Genomic DNA, 16,654 nt, shown 5'->3' with positions numbered 1-16,654 from the left:
GTTGCCGGAATTCCAGAGATAACCCTTTTCCAGATAGGAGATCGCCGTCTTCATATCCGGCTTTTCCACGAAGGCATCGACGGTGCTGAGGTCTTTTTCGCCATCGATCGCCTCACCCGGCTTGATATAACCGTAGGAGGTGCGCGGTTCGGTCGGCACTAGGCCGAAGACGACGATATTGCCCTGATCGGCGGCTTTTGCGCCGAGTTTCACGGCCTCTGAAAACTTGTCGGCATCGAGCACCACATGATCGGCGGCAAGCGCCAGCACCAGGCATCCGGGCTCGCGGCGCTCGGCCAGCACGGCAGCGGCGGCCATGGCGGCGGCGCTGTCGCGGCGGGCGGGCTCCAGCACCACGGTTGCCGGCAGATCGATCTCTTCGGCCTGGCGGCGTGCGAAGAACCGGAAATCCTCATTGGTGATCACCAGCGGCTCGGCATAAAGGCCCTTGTCGCCCACCCGCTGCAGCGTCTGCTGATAGGTCGAAAGATTGCCGACCAGCGGCTGGAACTGCTTGGGCAACTGATCGCGCGATACCGGCCAAAGCCGCGAACCAGCGCCGCCAGCAAGAAGAACCGGCGTGATCTTTCGAGAGTGTTCCTTCACAACAAAACCTTTCCAACTCTAAAAATTTCCCGGCGCGCCGGACAATATACATATTTCGAAATACCGCCATCATCGGTTCACGGGCGGATAAGCGCAAGCTCATAAATTCGCCTTGTGAAAGCTTGGTGAACGGACGATGGGGCATTTAGAGGCATGTCGATTGCCTGCGGACCCACCCCCGCTAACGCCAGGCGGCGGGCGAGGTTCCACTCGTGACAGGCACGGCAGGCGGCGAAGCGGATGGTGAGCGGGAATTAATCGATTGAATCGGCCGCAAATTTCATCACGCTTAAATTTGCTGCACTGAACAACATTCAAGGCTTGGCAGGCGCGCGAAAAATACAATAACAACGGCTGATATTTTTAGACTGTTATCGACACGAAAGCACGCTCAGCCCATGTCCGACACGACGAAACCCGCCAGCACCAGAACATCGGTTACGGATCAGGAAGCCCTGGATTTCCATGCGGAAGGCCGGCCGGGGAAACTGGAAATCACCCCGACCAAACCGATGGCGACGCAGCGGGACCTGTCGCTCGCCTATTCGCCGGGCGTGGCCGTGCCGGTGAAAGCCATCGCCGAAAATCCGGCGACCGCTTACGACTATACCACGCGCGGCAACATGGTTGCGGTCATCTCCAACGGCACCGCCATCCTCGGCCTCGGCAATCTCGGCGCACTCGCCTCCAAGCCGGTCATGGAAGGCAAGTCGGTCCTTTTCAAGCGCTTCGCCGATGTCGATTCCATCGATCTCGAGGTCGATACCGAAGACGCCGATGAGTTCATCAATTGCGTGCGTTACCTTGGCCCCTCCTTCGGCGGCATCAATCTGGAAGACATCAAGGCGCCGGAATGTTTCATCATCGAAAGCCGCCTGCGCGAGTTGATGGACATTCCCGTTTTCCATGACGATCAGCATGGCACCGCCATCATCGCCGCCGCCGGCCTCATCAACGCCATCGAACTGACGGGCCGCGACTTCAAGACAACCAAGCTCGTCTGCAACGGCGCGGGTGCGGCGGCAATCGCCTGTATGGACCTTATCAAGGCCATGGGGTTCAACCCTGAAAACATCACGCTCTGCGATACCAAGGGCGTGATCTATCAGGGCCGCACCGAAGGCATGAACCAGTGGAAATCCGCCCACGCGGTGAAAACCAACAACCGCACGCTGGCGGAAGCCATGAAGGGCGCTGATGTGGTATTCGGCCTCTCCCAGAAGGGCGCTTTCAGCGAAGAGATGATCCGTGCCATGGCGCCGAAGCCGATCATCTTCGCCATGGCCAATCCCGACCCGGAAATCACCCCCGAGGAAGTATCGCGCATCCGCGACGACGCCATCATGGCGACCGGGCGTTCGGATTACCCGAACCAGGTCAACAATGTCCTCGGCTTCCCCTATATCTTCCGCGGCGCGCTCGATGTCCGCGCCAGCCAGATCAATGACGCGATGAAGATCGCGGCGGCACAGGCGCTGGCCGATCTTGCCCGCGAGGATGTTCCTGATGATGTGGCCGCCGCCTATCAGGGCAACCGCCCGCGCTTCGGATCGCAATATATCATTCCGGTTCCCTTCGATCCGCGCCTGATCTCGGCCATTCCGGTGGCCGTGGCCAAAGCCGCCATCGAAACCGGCGTCGCCCGCCGCGAATTGCCCGATCTCGACGCCTATGCCCGCGAGCTTTCCGCCCGCCGCGACCCGATGGCCTCCACCACGCAGCGCCTTTACGAGCGCGTGCGCCGCTCGCCGAAGCGGGTCGTTTTTGCGGAAGCCGAAGAAGAACAGGTCATGCGCGCGGCGATTTCGTTCACCGCGCAGGGCCTCGGCACCGCCATCCTGCTCGGCCGTGACGATATCATCAAGGCCAATGCGGAGCGCGCCGGCATCGATCTCGACCGCGCCAATATCGAGATCACCAACGCCCGCCTTTCCAGCCGCGTCGATGCCTATGTCGATTATCTCTATGCGCGTTTGCAGCGCGGCGGTTTTCTGCTGCGCGACGTGCAGCGTCTGGTTCACAACGACCGCAACCATTTCGCCGCCTGCATGGTGGCTATGGGCGATGCGGATGCCGTGGTGACAGGCGTTACCCGTAACTATTCAACGGCGCTGGAAGATATCCGCCGCTGCATCAACACCAAGCCTGGCCATCGCGTCATCGGCGTTTCGCTGGTCGTCTCGCGCAACCGCACCGTCTTCGTTGCCGATACCGCCGTGCATGATATGCCGAATGCGGAAGACCTTGCCGATATCGCCGAAGAAGCAGCCGGCCTCGCCCGCCGTTTCGGTTACGAGCCGCGCGTTGCCATGCTCGCCTATTCCACCTTCGGCCAGCCGACCGGCGAACGCTCCGACAAGGTGCGCGAGGCGGTGAAAATTCTCGACAGGCGCAACGTCAATTTCGAGGTCGACGGCGAAATGTCGGCCGATGTGGCGCTGAACCATCACCGCATGCAGAGCCAGTATCCCTTCGCCCGGCTTTCCGGCCCGGCCAATGTGTTGGTCATGCCCGCCATTCATTCCGCCTCCATTTCCACCAAGATGCTGCAGGAACTGGGCGGCGCAACCGTCATCGGCCCGCTTCTTGTCGGTCTCGACAAATCGGTACAGATCACCTCGATGGGCGCGAAGGACAGCGACATCGTCAACATGGCGGCAATCGCGGCCTATAATGCCGGACGATAAGAACAGGGCGTGCGGTTTTTTTCTTCTCCCCGCCGCGGAGAAGATGCCCCAAAAGGGGCAGATGAGGGGGCACGCTCTCCCCATATCGCTGGCCTAGCCCCCTCATCCCGCTGCCGCGACCTTCTCCCCCAAGGGGAGAAGAGACGAGCCGGATGCGCTCGCTCCGCACATGGCCATCCGGTCCTCAGCGACATCCGGACTACTCTCCCGCTCCTAACAAACTGGCACATAGCAAGGGAGGAAAAGAACAGGATTCTACAATTCAAAATTATTAGGATAATTTTTCCCTCCAAAAGATTTATTGGAACCGGATTTTATTCATACTATTTTTCACGCAATGCCAATTCTCGCTCTTGGCGGGTGCCTCATGTAGTTTCCACCTACAATCAAAAGGAAATACCCATGGCCCTCTCTTTCTCCAGATTTGCCGCGAAACTCATTGCCGGAACCGTTGTCATCGCTTCGATGGCCACTGCCGCTCACGCGGATGCAACGCTCGACCGGATCAAGGGTCGCGGCAAGCTCACTGTCGGCGTTATCCTTTCCGGCGCGCCTTTCGGCTTTATCGATCCTAAGACGCAGGAGCAGAAGGGTCTCAACATCGACGTAGCCAAGGCGCTGGCAGCCGGCCTCGGTGTCGAGCTGGTCACCGAAACCGTGACCCCGCCCAACCGCGTGCAGTTCCTGCAGCAGGGCAAGGTCGATATTCTGATCGCCAACATGCAGTACACGGAAGAGCGCGCCAAAACGCTCGATTACGTACCGACCCCCTATGACCGCCAGGGCGGCGCCGCCATCGGCCGCAAGGACAGTGGCATCAAGGACTGGTCGGACCTGAAGGGCAAGATCGCCTGCGTTTCGCAAGGCTCCAACTACACCCAGCCGCTGATCGAGCAATATGGCGCGCAGGTAAAGGCGCTGCCAAGCCAGCCGGAATCGCTGCTGGCGCTCAAGGGCGGCAATTGCGACGTCTCCGTTCACGTCAACGGCACGCTGAGCCTGATGCTTCAGGACCGCGCCGATGAGTGGAAGGATTACGGCATCCTTATCCCCACCGACCTGATCCCGTCTGATTCCGTGATCTGGCTGCGCAAGGGCGAAAGCGACACGCAGGCCGCTCTCGACAAGATCGTCAAGGAACTGCACGCCTCCGGCAAGATGCTCGAATTCGCCAAGGCCAACCGTCTGCCGAGCATCGGCTATATGGAAGAGCAGCAGAAGAAGCTTTCTGCCGCCCAATAAGGACAGGTGCAGGACTTTTCCGTTATCTGCACGTCCCCATCGCAGGTGATGACGGCGGCAAAAGGGTGGAGTGATTTCCCCTGACCATCAGGAACGGCCGGTTTCGCCTGCCGTTCTTTTCTGCTTTATAACAAGGCAGGCCATTCTGGCGCCGCCCGCCGGGCGACACCCGCAATAACAGCATGGATTTCCGATGCAGGATTCATTTACAGCGCGCTTCATAGAACTGGCCGCGCATCTGGGCCTCAACTATGACTTTCTGAACAGCGGTTACGAGGTTCAGATCTGGCTCGACGGCATGAAGATGACGTTGATCCTCGTCGCCGTCGCTTTGCCGCTCAGCCTCGTCTTCGGCTTCATTTTCGCGGCCATGCTGACATCGGGCAAGGTCTGGCTTGCCGGCCCCGTCCGCGCGTATGTGGAACTGACGCGCAACACACCGACGCTGGTGCAGCTGATGTGCGGTTTCCTCGTGCTCAACATGCTGATTTCTAACGCTCTCGGCGGCGCGCAGAACAATCCGCTGACACCCTTTTTCTGGGTCGTCGCCATCACCGGCCTGCACATTGCCGCTTTCCATGCGGAAGCGTTGCGCGGCGGCATCGAGGCGGTGCCGGCGACCACCATCGAGGCGGCGCGTGCGATCGGTTTCAGTTCCTTCGAGATTTTGCGTTATGTGGAGTTTCCGCTGGCCATCCGCACGGCGCTGCCCTCCATCATCAACAACCTCGTCAATCTGGTGAAGCTCACCACGGTCGGCTCGGCAATTGCGGTGGGTGAAATCACCTATGCCTCGATCCTGATCTGGACGCAGCGCGACAATGTGGTCGAGCTGATGATCGTCATCCTGATCTTCTTCAGCGTCATCAATTTTATCGTCGCAAGGGCCGGTCTCTGGCTTGAGCGGCGTCTTGCGGTTCCGGGGTTCGGTCAATGAGTGCGGTGGTCTCTCCAACACAGGCGGTGAGGAAGCCACCTTTCGGCACCATTCTGCTGCTCGGCGTGTTGATTGCCGTCATTCTGTGGCTGATCCTCGACCCGTCCCTCGGTCAGGTGCTGCTGCAATGGCTGCCCTATCTGGCCAAGGGTTTTGCAATGAACGTGCTGATCAGCATCCTTGCGATCGCCATCGGCACCTTCATCGGCGTCCTCCTCGGCATCATGGAGCTTGCGCCCTACCGCCTCGTGCGCGCGCCGGCGCTCACCTATGTCCAGATATTCCGCAACGCCCCGCATCTGGTGCTGATCTTTGCCGCGACCTACATCTTCCCCTTCGAGATCGTCGCTTTCGGCAACTACATTCCATTCCCGGACTGGATCAAGGCCGTCGTCGGGCTTGCCATTCCGGCCAGCGCCCATATCGCCGAAATCACCCGCGGCGCCATCCAGTCCATTCCGACGGCGCAATGGGAAGCGGCGCAGGGCCTCGGTTTTTCGCGTAACCAGACACTGCGCTGGATCATCCTGCCGCAATGCGTGAAGCGCTCGCTGCCGCCATGGATGAACCTCTATGCGTCGATCACCATGGGTACGGCGCTCGCCTCACTGGTCGGCGTGCATGAGTTGCTGCATGCCGCAACAGACGCAAGCACCGCCGTGCAGCGCAACGATTTCACCGTCGTGGTTTACCTCACCGTTCTGATGGCGTTCTTCCTGTTCTGCTATCCCGTATCCCGTTTCACGCAGCGCCTCGAGCGGCGCTTCGCTTCCCGCTGATTGGAACAAGCCATGTCCGCACCCGCACCACAAACCGCCGCAAAAGCACTGGTTGAACTGGAAGGCATACACCTGTCCTTCGGCGACAATCAGGTCCTGAAGGGCATCGACCTTACGGTGAACAAGGGCGACGCCGTCTCCATCATCGGCCCTTCCGGCTCCGGCAAGTCCACCATCCTGCGCTGCATCAACGGCCTGCTCATTCCGCAATCGGGCAAGATCACCGTCGGCGGCACGCGAGTCGACCTGCTGAAGACCGAGGCTGAGCGCATCGCGCTGCGCAAGCGCATCGGCATCGTGTTCCAGCAATTCAACCTCTTTCCGCATTTGACGGTGATGGAAAATATCACCATCGCGCCCATCAAAATCCTAGGTACGCCGAAAGCTGAAGCCGAGCGCCATGCCCGCGAATTGCTGGAGAAAGTGCGCCTTTCCCAGAAGGTCGATGCCTATCCCGGCCAGCTTTCCGGCGGCCAGCAGCAGCGCGTGGCGATTGCCCGCGCACTTGCCATGCGGCCGGAACTGGTGTTGTTCGATGAGGTCACATCCGCACTCGACCCGGAAACCGTGGGCGAAGTGCTCGCCGTCATCCGCGATCTCGTCAATGACGGCATGACCAGCATTCTCGTCACGCATGAAATGCGTTTTGCCGAAGAAATCAGCGACAATATCGTCTTCACCGAAAACGGCCTGATCGTCGATCAGGGCACGCCGGAGCACATCTTCTACAAGTCGACAAATCCGCGCATCAACGCCTTCGTCAAGGGGCTCGGCGGACAGGTGGCGCGGGTCAATGACGGCGAAGGGATTTGATGCCATGGCCGCCGACGAAAAACTCACCCTTCATCTTGCAGAAGCGATTGCCGCCTCCGATCCCCTGCGTGATGAGGATGCGGTGGCCATCGCCCGCACGGCGCTGATCGATTTTTTCGCCTGCGTGCTGGGCGGCGCTGCCGACAGAAGCACGAAAATCCTGATCGACAGCTTTACACCCGGAACGTCAGGCACGGCGGGCATTATCGGCCACGATCTGCGCACGGATACCTTCACCGCCGCCCTCATCAACGGCCACGCCGGGCATGTGCTTGACTATGACGATGTGCACGGCAGCGTGCGCGGCCACCCGACTGTCGCCATCATTCCCGCTTTGCTGGCTGTCGCGGTCGAAGAGGGCTCCACGGCCGATGCCTTCATCGCCGCCTATATCGTCGGGCTGGAAACCATGGCGCGTCTCGGCCTCTCGCTCGGCACCAGGCATTACGAAAACGGCTTCCACGCCACCGCCACGCTCGGCCCCATCGGTGCCGCGGCAGCGATTGCCCATCTCCTGAAATTCGATCCGCAGACAACGGCCGTTGCGCTCGGCCTTGCCGCCACGCAATCGGCCGGGCTTCGCCTGCAATTCGGTTATGACGCCAAGCCACTGCATGCCGGGCTTGCCACGCGCGCCGGCCTCACCGCCGCGCGGCTGGCGCGATCCGGCTTTCAGGGCGCTCCGGATTTTCTGGAAAACCCCATCGGTTTTTATTCCGCCTTCGCCTTTGGCGCCGAGCAGCCGAAACGTGTTCTCTCCGGCTGGGGCGCACCCTGGCAGATCGTCTCGCCCGGCCTCACCCTAAAGGCCTTTCCCTGCTGCACCGCCAGCCATCCCGTTGCCGTCGGCGCGCTGGCGCTGCGCAACAGCAATGATCTGACGCCGGACGAGATCGAAACGGTCACCATCACCTTCCCGCCGGGCGGCGATGCCGCCCTCGTTGGCCCCGCCACGCCCACGACCGGCATCGATGCGCGCTTCAGCGCCGAATATGTCTTTGCCGCAGCGCTGACGGATGGAGCGCTCGGCATCGGCCATTTCGACGAACGCCCGACGCGCGACGACCTGCTTGCCCTTTCCGCCAAAGTCTCACGCCGGCATGACGAGACCGCCCGCCGCCTCTCGCCCGATCCGACCACCCGGTTCGTGGTCATCGACGTGACGAGGAAGGACGGCACGGCGCTGTCGCGCCGTGTCGACGGCCTTCCTGGCATCGATGACCCGACCGAAAAATTTGCCGACGCGACCCGCGGCAATGAGAAATTCGCCGGCATTCCGGCACTGGTGCGGTCCATGAAAACCGCAGCTGACCTCAGAAAGCTCGAAACGCTTCTGGTATCGCAAATATAACTCGACCGACATGAAGGCATGATCACCATGACCACCACGACACGCAAAAGACAGATGCATCTCGGCCTTTTCCTGCAGGGCGCGGGGCACCACGTTTCCGGCTGGCGTCACCCCGATGCCGAAGCCGGCAGTGAAAATTTCGATCTGCTCACCCGTCTTACGAAAATGGCCGAAGCCGCGAAGTTCGACATGGTATTCTTGGCCGATGGCCTGACCAGCGGCGTCGACGCCCATCCCTCGATGATCGCGCGTTTCGAGCCGCTGACCCTGCTTGCCGCGCTGGCCATGGTCACCGACAAGATCGGGCTGGCGGCCACCGCCTCCACCACCTATGGCGAGCCCTACCACACCGCCCGCGCCTTCGCTTCCATCGATCATCTGAGCCATGGCCGCGCGGCGTGGAACATCGTCACCACCTCTTATGCCCGCACGGCGGCGAATTTTTCCAAGGACCATCCCGAGCATGACGAGCGTTATGCGGTGGCGGAAGAATATGTGAATGTCGTTCGCGGCCTGTGGGACAGCTGGGATGACGACGCCTTCGTCAAGGACAAGCAGGCGGGCCGCTACGTCGATCCGGAAAAGGTCCATATCCTCAACCACGAGGGCAAATATTTCACGGTCAAGGGACCGCTCAATATTCCGCGCTCTCCGCAGGGCCACCCGGTTCTCATCCAGGCCGGCTCTTCCGGGCCGGGGCAGGATCTCGCCGCCCGCACCGCCGATATCGTCTTCACCGCCCAGCAGGCGATTTCCGAAGCGCAGGCCTTCTATACGAGCCTTAAAGCCCGCGTGGAAAAATTCGGCCGCGATCCGGCGAGCGTCGCCGTGATGCCCGGCTTCATGCCGATCATCGGCAGGAGCTTTGAAGAGGCTGGCGAAAAACTGAAGGAACTGAACCGCTGGACCGATATCAAGAGCGCAATGCCGCTGCTTGAAGAACGCATCGGCCACAGCCTCACTGATTACGATCTCGACGGTCCGCTGCCGGACCTGCCGATTTCCGACCAGCTGCGCAGCCGCGCCGAACTTCTGACCGAACTGGCGCGCCGCGAAAAGCTGACGATCCGGGAGCTTGCGCTACGCGTCGCCGCCGGCCGCGGCCACCATATCGTCATGGGCACGGCCAAGGATGTGGCAGACCGGATGCAGGAATGGTTCGAAAACGGCGCGGCCGACGGCTTCAACGTCATGCCGCCCTTCTTCCCCGGCGGGCTGGAGGAATTCAACCGCGAGGTCGTTCCGCTGCTCCAGGAGCGCGGCCTGTTCCGCAAGGACTACGAAGGCTCGACGCTGCGCGACCACCTCGGTATCGAACGACCGGCGCTGCGGTGAAAAAGCAATGCGGATGCCCGTTCAAAGGCATCCGCATCCACCGAATCTCATTCTCAAGCTGAAGCGGGCCTGAGCCCGCTCCTTACGCGGCCGCTCTTGCCGACGTCTGGTCGCGCCGGGCCGTATTCGGAGCATCCGGGCGGGTGGACGATCCGTCTTCCCGCTGCACCGTACGGCGGTTCAGCTTGAACAGGCTGACAAGCTGCGCCAGCGCATCCGCGCCCTGCGCCAGCGTTGTGCTGATCACCGTGGTACGGGCGCTCATCGCCGCATTCTCCTGCGTCATCCGGTCCAGCCGGCTGACCGCCTTGTTGATCTCGCTGATGCCGACGGCCTGCTCGTCCGCCGCCTTGGCGATCATGTCGACATTGCCGTCAATGTGCCTGACCAGCGCGTCGATCTGCTTCAGCGCTTCGCCGGTTTCGCCCACCAGCCTGACGCCTTCCAGAACCTCGGTGCCGGAATTGTTGATCAGCGCCTTGATTTCCTTCGCGGCATTGGCGGAACGCTGCGCCAGCTCGCGCACTTCCTGCGCCACGACAGCAAAACCCTTGCCCGCGTCACCCGCACGCGCAGCTTCCACGCCGGCATTCAGCGCCAGCAGGTTCGTCTGGAAGGCGATTTCGTCAATCACACCGATGATCTGGCTGATTTCCCGCGAAGCCGTCTCGATACGCTGCATGGCATCGACCGTCCGCTCCACGACCTCGGTGGAAGCCACGGTAGATGTCCGCGCGCGCTGAACGAGCTTGCGCGTCTCTTGCATATTTTCTGTCGAGGAACGGACCGTCGCGGTGATTTCTTCGAGTGCTGCCGAAGTCTCCTCGAGCGCCACGGCCTGCTCACGCGAACGGTCGGCGAGATTGACGGAGGCTTCGCTGACTTCCTGGCTGCTGCGGGTCAGGTCTCCGGTCTGGCCGAGAACGTTTTCCAGCGTCTTCTGGAATTCAGCGATGGATTTATTGAAATCGTGGCGCAGCCGTTCGAACTCGCCGACGAAGGGTTTGTCCAGCGTAATACGGATATTGCATTGAGAAAGCCGCTCGAGCGCAGCACCAAGTTCCTCGACCGCATGCATCCGGTCCGTCACATCGAAAGCGAATTTCACTACCTTGAAGACGCGGCCCCGATCATCGATGATCGGATTATAGGAGGCCTGAATGAAGACGCGTTTGCCATCCTTGCCAAGGCGCATGAACTGCCCCGTCGAGAAGTGGCCCTTTCCGAGTTCCTTCCAGAAATCCCGATAGTCCTGCGACTGGGCATAGGCAGGCTCGCAGAACATCGAATGATGTTTCCCGATGATGTCTTCCGCCGTGTAACCGAGCGTCGCGAGGAAATTTTCGTTGGCGCTGAGAATTTTCCCTTCGGGCGTAAATTCGATTATGGCCTGCGCGTGGGAGAGCGCCGCCAGTTTCCCGTCATCCTCAGCGCTCTTGCGCTTGATCGAGGTGATGTCGGTTGCAATCTTGACCACCTTGTAGGGCTTGCCGAAACGGAACACGGGATTGTAGGAAGCTTCGATCCAGATTTCGTCGCCATTCCGGGCCCGACGTCGATACTGACCCTGATCGTATTCGCCACGCGACAGCCTCGCCCAGAAGCTCTTGTATTCAGGCGAGGCCGCATCTTCGGGAGACAGGAACATGCTGTGGGTACGCCCAACGATTTCAGACTGCTGATAGCCGACGGCCTTGCAGAAATTATCGTTCGCTTTCAAAATCTTGCCGGTCAGATCGAACTCGATGATGGCCTGTGAGCGGCTAAGCGCATCAAGCACCGCAGAAGCGTCAAGACCAAGTTTAGAAAAGTAAGACATCTTTTTGAAACCCCCAAACAGTAATCCATATGCAGACCTGCTCCACCCTCGAAATATAGAGATGAAAAACGGTCGGCCCGCCTGCACGCGAAACTAGCCGGACACTGTTAAATAGCGATTAATAATGAACTATAACTATTGATCCGGAACATCAATCGACCGCGAGTATGCTTCATCGCGAATATATTCGCCTTGTTTATTTCGGACCGCTTATTTGCCACAGTGCTGATATTTCTGCGCCGGCAATACGATACGGCCTTTCATCGGGGCGGCATTCATTGTTATGCGGGGTTGAAAGATTTGTGTTGCAGGAGCGCCGATGACCAAAACCCTGAAATGCGATGTGCTGGTGATCGGCACCGGCATTATCGGTTCCATGGCGGCGCTTTATCTGCAGAATGCCGGACGCGAGGTGGTGCTGCTGGAGCGCGGCGAGGTTGCCCGGGGCGCGAGTTCCGGCAATGCCGGCATTCTGGCCTTCCCCGAAATCATCCCCATTCCCGCTCCCGGCATCATGAAAAAAGCGCCGCGCTGGCTGTTCGATCCGCTCGGCCCGCTCAGTGTGCCGCCCGCCTATGCAGCGAAGATCGCACCCTGGCTGTGGCGTTTCTGGCGCGCGAGCGCCGAGCGCAACTTTCGCCATGGGCTGAAGTCACTCACAGACATCAACCGCCTGGCTGCCGTGGAAATGGCTCATGTCGCGGCGATGCCGGAACTTTCGCATCTCGTTTCGAAGACCGGCACGCTCGATCTTTATGACAGCGAGGCAAGTCTCAATGCTGCCCGCAGGGACTGGGACGAAAAGGAAAACGCCGGTTTCACCTTTCAGCGCGTCGGCCGCCCCGAAATCGAGGAACTGCAGCCGGGTCTCGCGCCCCAGTTCCGCCATGCCATGTTTTCGCCGGATGGCCTGCAGGTCTCCGACCCTTACGATTTCACCCGCGCCATTTTCGATCTGGTAACGGCCCGCGGCGCCAGCCTGCGCAAAGGCGAGGCCGAACGCATCGATGCCGTGGGCGAAAGTACGATCGTGACGCTGGAAAATGGCGACAAGATCGATGCCGACAAAGTGGTGATCGCCTGCGGCGCCTGGTCGAGAAAACTTGCCGCGACGCTCGGCAACGTCGTGCCGCTGGAAACCGAACGTGGTTATAACACCACGCTTTCCCCCGAGGCTTTCAACCTGACGCGCCAGCTTTATTTCAACGATCATGGCTTCGTCGTCACTCCGCTATCGACGGGCATCCGTATCGGCGGCGCGGTCGAACTCGGCGGGCTGGAATTGAAGCCGAATTTCCGCCGTGCGGAAGCCATGCTGAAGAAAGCAGGACGTTTCCTGCCCGGCCTCAAACTGGAAGGCGGGAAACAATGGATGGGGTTCCGCCCGTCCATGCCGGACTGTCTTCCCGTCATCGGCACGGCACGCGCCACCCCGTCCGTCATCTATGCCTTCGGCCATGGCCATCTGGGGCTGACACAATCGGCAGCAACCGCCCGTCTGGTAACGCAACTGGCCAGCGGAGAGGATACGGAAATCTCGATCGATCCTTTCCGGCCGGGACGTTTTTCCTGAGTTCGGGAAGACGGAGCTATTTCACCGGCTGTATGGAACCGTCCGGAAACACCACCTCGGCGAAGGACGGATAGACCTTGCGCAGGATCGTGACCTGCTGCTGGTCGCTCACCCGCAGCAAATACCAGTCCGCACCGTCCATCAGCGCCAGCGTGTGGGATTTCGCCTCTATCGTCTGGCCGCCGGTTTCCATCACCGTCCTGGTCGGAATGAGCGCATAGGGCGTTCCATCGGACGTTTGCGCAAGGCTGATCGCCTGCGTATCCATGGTGAACTCGGTTATCTTGACCGCGGCGAGCGCCATCTGCATCTGCGCGGTCAAGGCGCCACGCAATTGCTCCGCGGTAATACCCGCTTCGCCTGCGATGAATTCAAAGATTTTCGGCGGCACCGTCTTGCCGACGACATCGAAATCCTGCGTGCTCAAAGCCGTCTGAAATCGCTCTATCTGCGTACGAAGACTATCCTGCTCGGCAGGTGAGAGATCGCGTGACAAAGCGGGATGCGCAATCGCCACCAGCAGAAACAGACAATATAACAGACGCTTCATGGCTTGGCCTTTCCGGTTATCCGGCATCGCCCGGTCCCCGGGAACGGGAACCGCTCATGAACGGGATCGTTCAGCGCAGCAAAAAGAAACCCGCAGCCGACAGCACGACGAAGACGACCAGGCCACCAAGGAAGCCGGCGGTGGTGAAGAAACCCGCGACCATGGCCAGCATCAGCACGCACAGCATCATGGTGCCGTACTTCGTCAAGGCCAGAAAACCGTTATAGGTCTTTTCGTGCTCGGCATAGTTCATCTCGGCGCCGACTTCGACAGGACCCGTGTGGTGTTCGCTCATTCCGCTTCCCCTTGTGCTCCATCCGTCATGCCCGTCACACGGTAAATCTGCCCGTGGACGATCACGGGCCAATGCCGGATTCTCCGTCACCAGAGGTAACATGAAGTCGCCGAAAAGCGCAATGCGTTCTCAGCGAAAGAGCGGCAATGGCATGCACCGTGACAGCTCAACCGGGCAAAACATGTCATTGGGCAACATTCTTTCGCAAACGGTTGAAAACGGCGGTCCGCCAAGCTGTTTCATGGTGGTTTTGGTTGCTTTTCGAACCGCCTGACCATACACGGGATTCTGTGGGGAGGAACTCTGGAGCCTGTGGCAGCGGAAGCACGTGGAGGCGTGGCCGCAGCAGGGGCACCGGGCTTTGCTCTCCGCCATAAACCCGCAAAGGGCCCGTAAAGGGAAGAGGGGAAAGTTATGAAATCGCTTTTAAAACTAAGCGCGCTGATAGACCTTGCAAGCGAAGCTCTGGGCAAGGTTGCCGGTTATCTCGTGCTCATCTGCTGCCTCGTCAGCGCCGGCAATGCCATGGTCCGTTATGCCTTCAATTACAGTTCGAACGGCTGGCTGGAAATCCAGTGGTACATGTTCGCTTTCATCGTGCTGATCGGCGCATCCTACACGCTGCGCATGAATGAACATGTGCGAGTGGACATCATTTATGGCGCGATTTCACCGCGCAGCCGCATCTGGGTGGACATTATCGGCATCGTGCTGTTCCTGCTTCCCGGCTGCTTTTACCTCGCCTGGCTTTCCTGGCCTATGTTCACGCTATCCTGGCATCAGAGCGAAATGTCCTCCAATGCCGGCGGCCTCATCCGCTGGCCGGTGAAATTCATCATCTTCGCCGGTTTCGCACTTCTGGTTCTTCAGGGTTTTTCCGAACTCATCAAGCGCATAGGCGCCCTCAACGGGCTTTATGCGCTCGATACGAAGTACGAAAAACCCCTGCAATGATCGCACCGATCTGAACCTTCAGGATATTTCCCATGTTCGAATATGGTATTCTTCCGCCACTGATGTTCCTCGGCATGATCATCTTCATGCTTTACGGATTTCCGGTTGCTTTTTCGCTCGCCACCGTCGGTCTCGTTTTCGGCGTCATCGGCATCTTCACGGAGCATTTTTCGCCGGCCTTTCTTCAGGCCCTGCCGCTGCGCATCTTCGGCATCGTCTCGAACGACCTTCTGCTGGCCATCCCCTTCTTCACCTTCATGGGCGCGATCCTCGAGCGATGCGGGCTTGCAGAGGATCTGCTTGAAGGAACGGGCAAGCTGTTCGGCGCCATTCCCGGCGGCCTTGCCTATGCCGTCATCATCGTCGGCGCGATCCTTGGTGCGATTACCGGCACGGTTGCCGCCTCGGTCATCACCATGGGCGTCATCTCGCTGCCGATCATGCTGAAATATGGTTACAACCCGCGACTTGCCACCGGCGTCATCGCCGCATCGGGAACGATCACGCAGGTCATCCCGCCTTCGCTGGTGCTGATCGTGCTTGCCGACCAGCTCGGTAAATCCGTTGGCGACATGTATCTGGGCGCTATCGGCCCCTCGATCCTGCAGGTCGCCATCTTCATGCTCTTCATCCTGTTCATGTCGGTCGTGCGGCCGAAGGACCTGCCGGCGCTGCCGCCGGAAGCGCGGGGAGAGCTCAACCGGGCGCTGGTGTTTCGCGTGCTGGCAGGCATGATCCCGTCCATCGTGCTGATCTTCCTCGTGCTCGGCACCATCTTCCTCGGCCTCGCAACGCCCACCGAAGCTGGTGCGCTCGGGGTCGTGGGCGCCATGGCGCTGGCCGCCGCGCACCGCCGCCTCACCTGGGACCTCATCAAGCAGGGCATGCATTCCACCATGCATATCACCTCCATGGTGGTGTTCATTCTGGTCGGCGCCACCTGCTTCTCCCTCGTCTTTCAGGGCATGGACGGTTCGCTCTGGATCGAGCATATGCTGTCGGGCATTCCGGGCGGCCCCATCGGCTTCCTGATCTTCGTCAACATCTTCATCTTCTTCCTCGCCTTCTTCCTTGATTTCTTCGAAATCGCCTTCATCGTCATTCCGATGCTGGCGCCAATCGCCCAGTCGCTCGGCATCGACCTCATCTGGTTCGGCGTTCTGATCTGCATCAACATGCAGACGAGCTTCATGCATCCGCCCTTCGGATTTGCGCTGTTCTACCTGCGCTCCATCGCGCCGCGCACGGTCAAGACATCGGATATCTACATGGGCGCGATTCCCTGGCTCGGCATGCAGCTCATCCTCGTCGCCATCGTGATCTTCTGGCCGGAATCCGTCACCTACTGGCTGGACAAGGCGCCCGAAGTCGATCTGAATTCCATCAAGATCGAAGTGCCCGCCTTCGGCAATCAGGGTGGCAACACCATGCCCAATTTCAGCCAGCCGGGTGGGTTACCGGGCATGCCGAATCTTGGCGAGCCCCCGAAGATCGGACCCTGATCGGCGTCTTGTAAGGGCTAGGCGAAACGCTTATAGTTGCGGAGTGGAAGACGGGAGTGCACACCCGTCTTCCGTTTGCTTATCTGCTTAGAAAATTGAACCGGACGGAGACAGACCAGCCCGTCCGGTTCTTCCTAAACCAAAGCGTAATGCTCAGCGTTTTCCACATCGCATCACCTCCACAGTTGAGAGCAAGGCCTTTGCCGAGGTC

At 59.9% G+C, this 16,654-nt stretch carries 14 protein-coding genes; 10 read left to right on the top strand and 4 right to left on the bottom strand.

What is annotated here, in order from left to right; genetic code table 11:
* Positions 1–606 (bottom strand): sugar phosphate nucleotidyltransferase (locus tag RAC79_RS09160; RefSeq protein WP_374996977.1); only part of this gene is annotated, 606 nt, incomplete at its 3' end.
* 398 nt (positions 607–1,004) lie between these two features.
* On the opposite strand from RAC79_RS09160, the gene RAC79_RS09155 reads away from it, so the two are divergent.
* The 7 genes from RAC79_RS09155 to RAC79_RS09125 all read left to right on the top strand — a co-directional run bounded on the left by RAC79_RS09155 (position 1,005) and on the right by RAC79_RS09125 (position 9,750).
* The gene (locus RAC79_RS09155) at positions 1,005–3,293 is read left to right on the top strand and encodes an NADP-dependent malic enzyme (RefSeq protein WP_142844632.1); all 2,289 of its coding nucleotides are present in this window, start codon (positions 1,005–1,007) and stop codon (positions 3,291–3,293) included.
* A 402-nt stretch (positions 3,294–3,695) separates the two neighbouring features.
* A complete protein-coding gene (locus RAC79_RS09150) occupies positions 3,696–4,535 on the top strand; it encodes a transporter substrate-binding domain-containing protein (protein ID WP_065657278.1) in 840 nt (279 codons plus the stop codon).
* 193 nt (positions 4,536–4,728) lie between these two features.
* Positions 4,729–5,472 (top strand): amino acid ABC transporter permease, encoded by a 744-nt coding sequence (locus RAC79_RS09145; protein ID WP_174039903.1) that lies wholly within the window; start codon positions 4,729–4,731, stop codon positions 5,470–5,472.
* Positions 5,469–6,251 carry an amino acid ABC transporter permease gene (locus tag RAC79_RS09140; RefSeq protein ID WP_125145747.1) on the top strand — a complete coding sequence of 261 codons (783 nt, stop codon included), beginning with the start codon at positions 5,469–5,471 and terminating at the stop codon, positions 6,249–6,251. Before RAC79_RS09145 ends, RAC79_RS09140 begins: the two co-directional genes overlap by 4 nt.
* A 12-nt stretch (positions 6,252–6,263) precedes the next feature.
* Positions 6,264–7,064: an amino acid ABC transporter ATP-binding protein gene (locus tag RAC79_RS09135; protein ID WP_078052519.1), complete on the top strand. Its 801-nt coding sequence runs from the start codon at positions 6,264–6,266 to the stop codon at positions 7,062–7,064.
* 4 nt (positions 7,065–7,068) lie between these two features.
* A complete protein-coding gene (locus RAC79_RS09130; RefSeq protein ID WP_174039904.1) occupies positions 7,069–8,415 on the top strand; it encodes an MmgE/PrpD family protein in 1,347 nt (448 codons plus the stop codon).
* An 18-nt stretch (positions 8,416–8,433) separates the two neighbouring features.
* Complete coding sequence (locus RAC79_RS09125) at positions 8,434–9,750, top strand: LLM class flavin-dependent oxidoreductase (RefSeq protein ID WP_174039905.1); 1,317 nt, start codon at positions 8,434–8,436, stop codon at positions 9,748–9,750.
* Between the two features lie 82 nt (positions 9,751–9,832).
* On the opposite strand, the gene RAC79_RS09120 is transcribed toward RAC79_RS09125, so the two are convergent.
* A complete protein-coding gene (locus RAC79_RS09120) occupies positions 9,833–11,569 on the bottom strand; it encodes a PAS domain-containing methyl-accepting chemotaxis protein (protein ID WP_174039906.1) in 1,737 nt (578 codons plus the stop codon).
* Positions 11,570–11,888: 319 nt separating this feature from the next.
* On the opposite strand from RAC79_RS09120, the gene RAC79_RS09115 reads away from it, so the two are divergent.
* Entirely contained in the window at positions 11,889–13,142 is a 1,254-nt protein-coding gene (locus tag RAC79_RS09115; protein WP_174039907.1) for an FAD-binding oxidoreductase, read from the top strand.
* A gap of 16 nt (positions 13,143–13,158) precedes the next feature.
* Here the strand turns inward: RAC79_RS09115 and RAC79_RS09110 are convergent, their stop codons facing one another.
* Entirely contained in the window at positions 13,159–13,692 is a 534-nt protein-coding gene (locus RAC79_RS09110; RefSeq protein ID WP_174036845.1) for a hypothetical protein, read from the bottom strand.
* 70 nt (positions 13,693–13,762) lie between these two features.
* Entirely contained in the window at positions 13,763–13,987 is a 225-nt protein-coding gene (locus tag RAC79_RS09105) for an aa3-type cytochrome c oxidase subunit IV (protein ID WP_003524572.1), read from the bottom strand.
* Positions 13,988–14,401: 414 nt separating this feature from the next.
* Between RAC79_RS09105 and RAC79_RS09100 the strand changes: the two genes are divergently transcribed.
* Both RAC79_RS09100 and RAC79_RS09095 read left to right on the top strand, forming a co-directional pair.
* Positions 14,402–14,941: a TRAP transporter small permease subunit gene (locus RAC79_RS09100; protein ID WP_065657269.1), complete on the top strand. Its 540-nt coding sequence runs from the start codon at positions 14,402–14,404 to the stop codon at positions 14,939–14,941.
* Between the two features lie 32 nt (positions 14,942–14,973).
* Entirely contained in the window at positions 14,974–16,443 is a 1,470-nt protein-coding gene (locus tag RAC79_RS09095; RefSeq protein ID WP_078052517.1) for a TRAP transporter large permease subunit, read from the top strand.
* Positions 16,444–16,654 lie beyond the last annotated feature (211 nt).

The sequence above is a fragment of the Agrobacterium sp. LR_9 genome (assembly GCF_041954855.1).
GTDB lineage: Bacteria > Pseudomonadota > Alphaproteobacteria > Rhizobiales > Rhizobiaceae > Agrobacterium > Agrobacterium leguminum.
The sequence above is the reverse complement of the archived record's forward strand: the minus strand, read 5'-3'. Positions and strand labels throughout refer to the sequence as shown.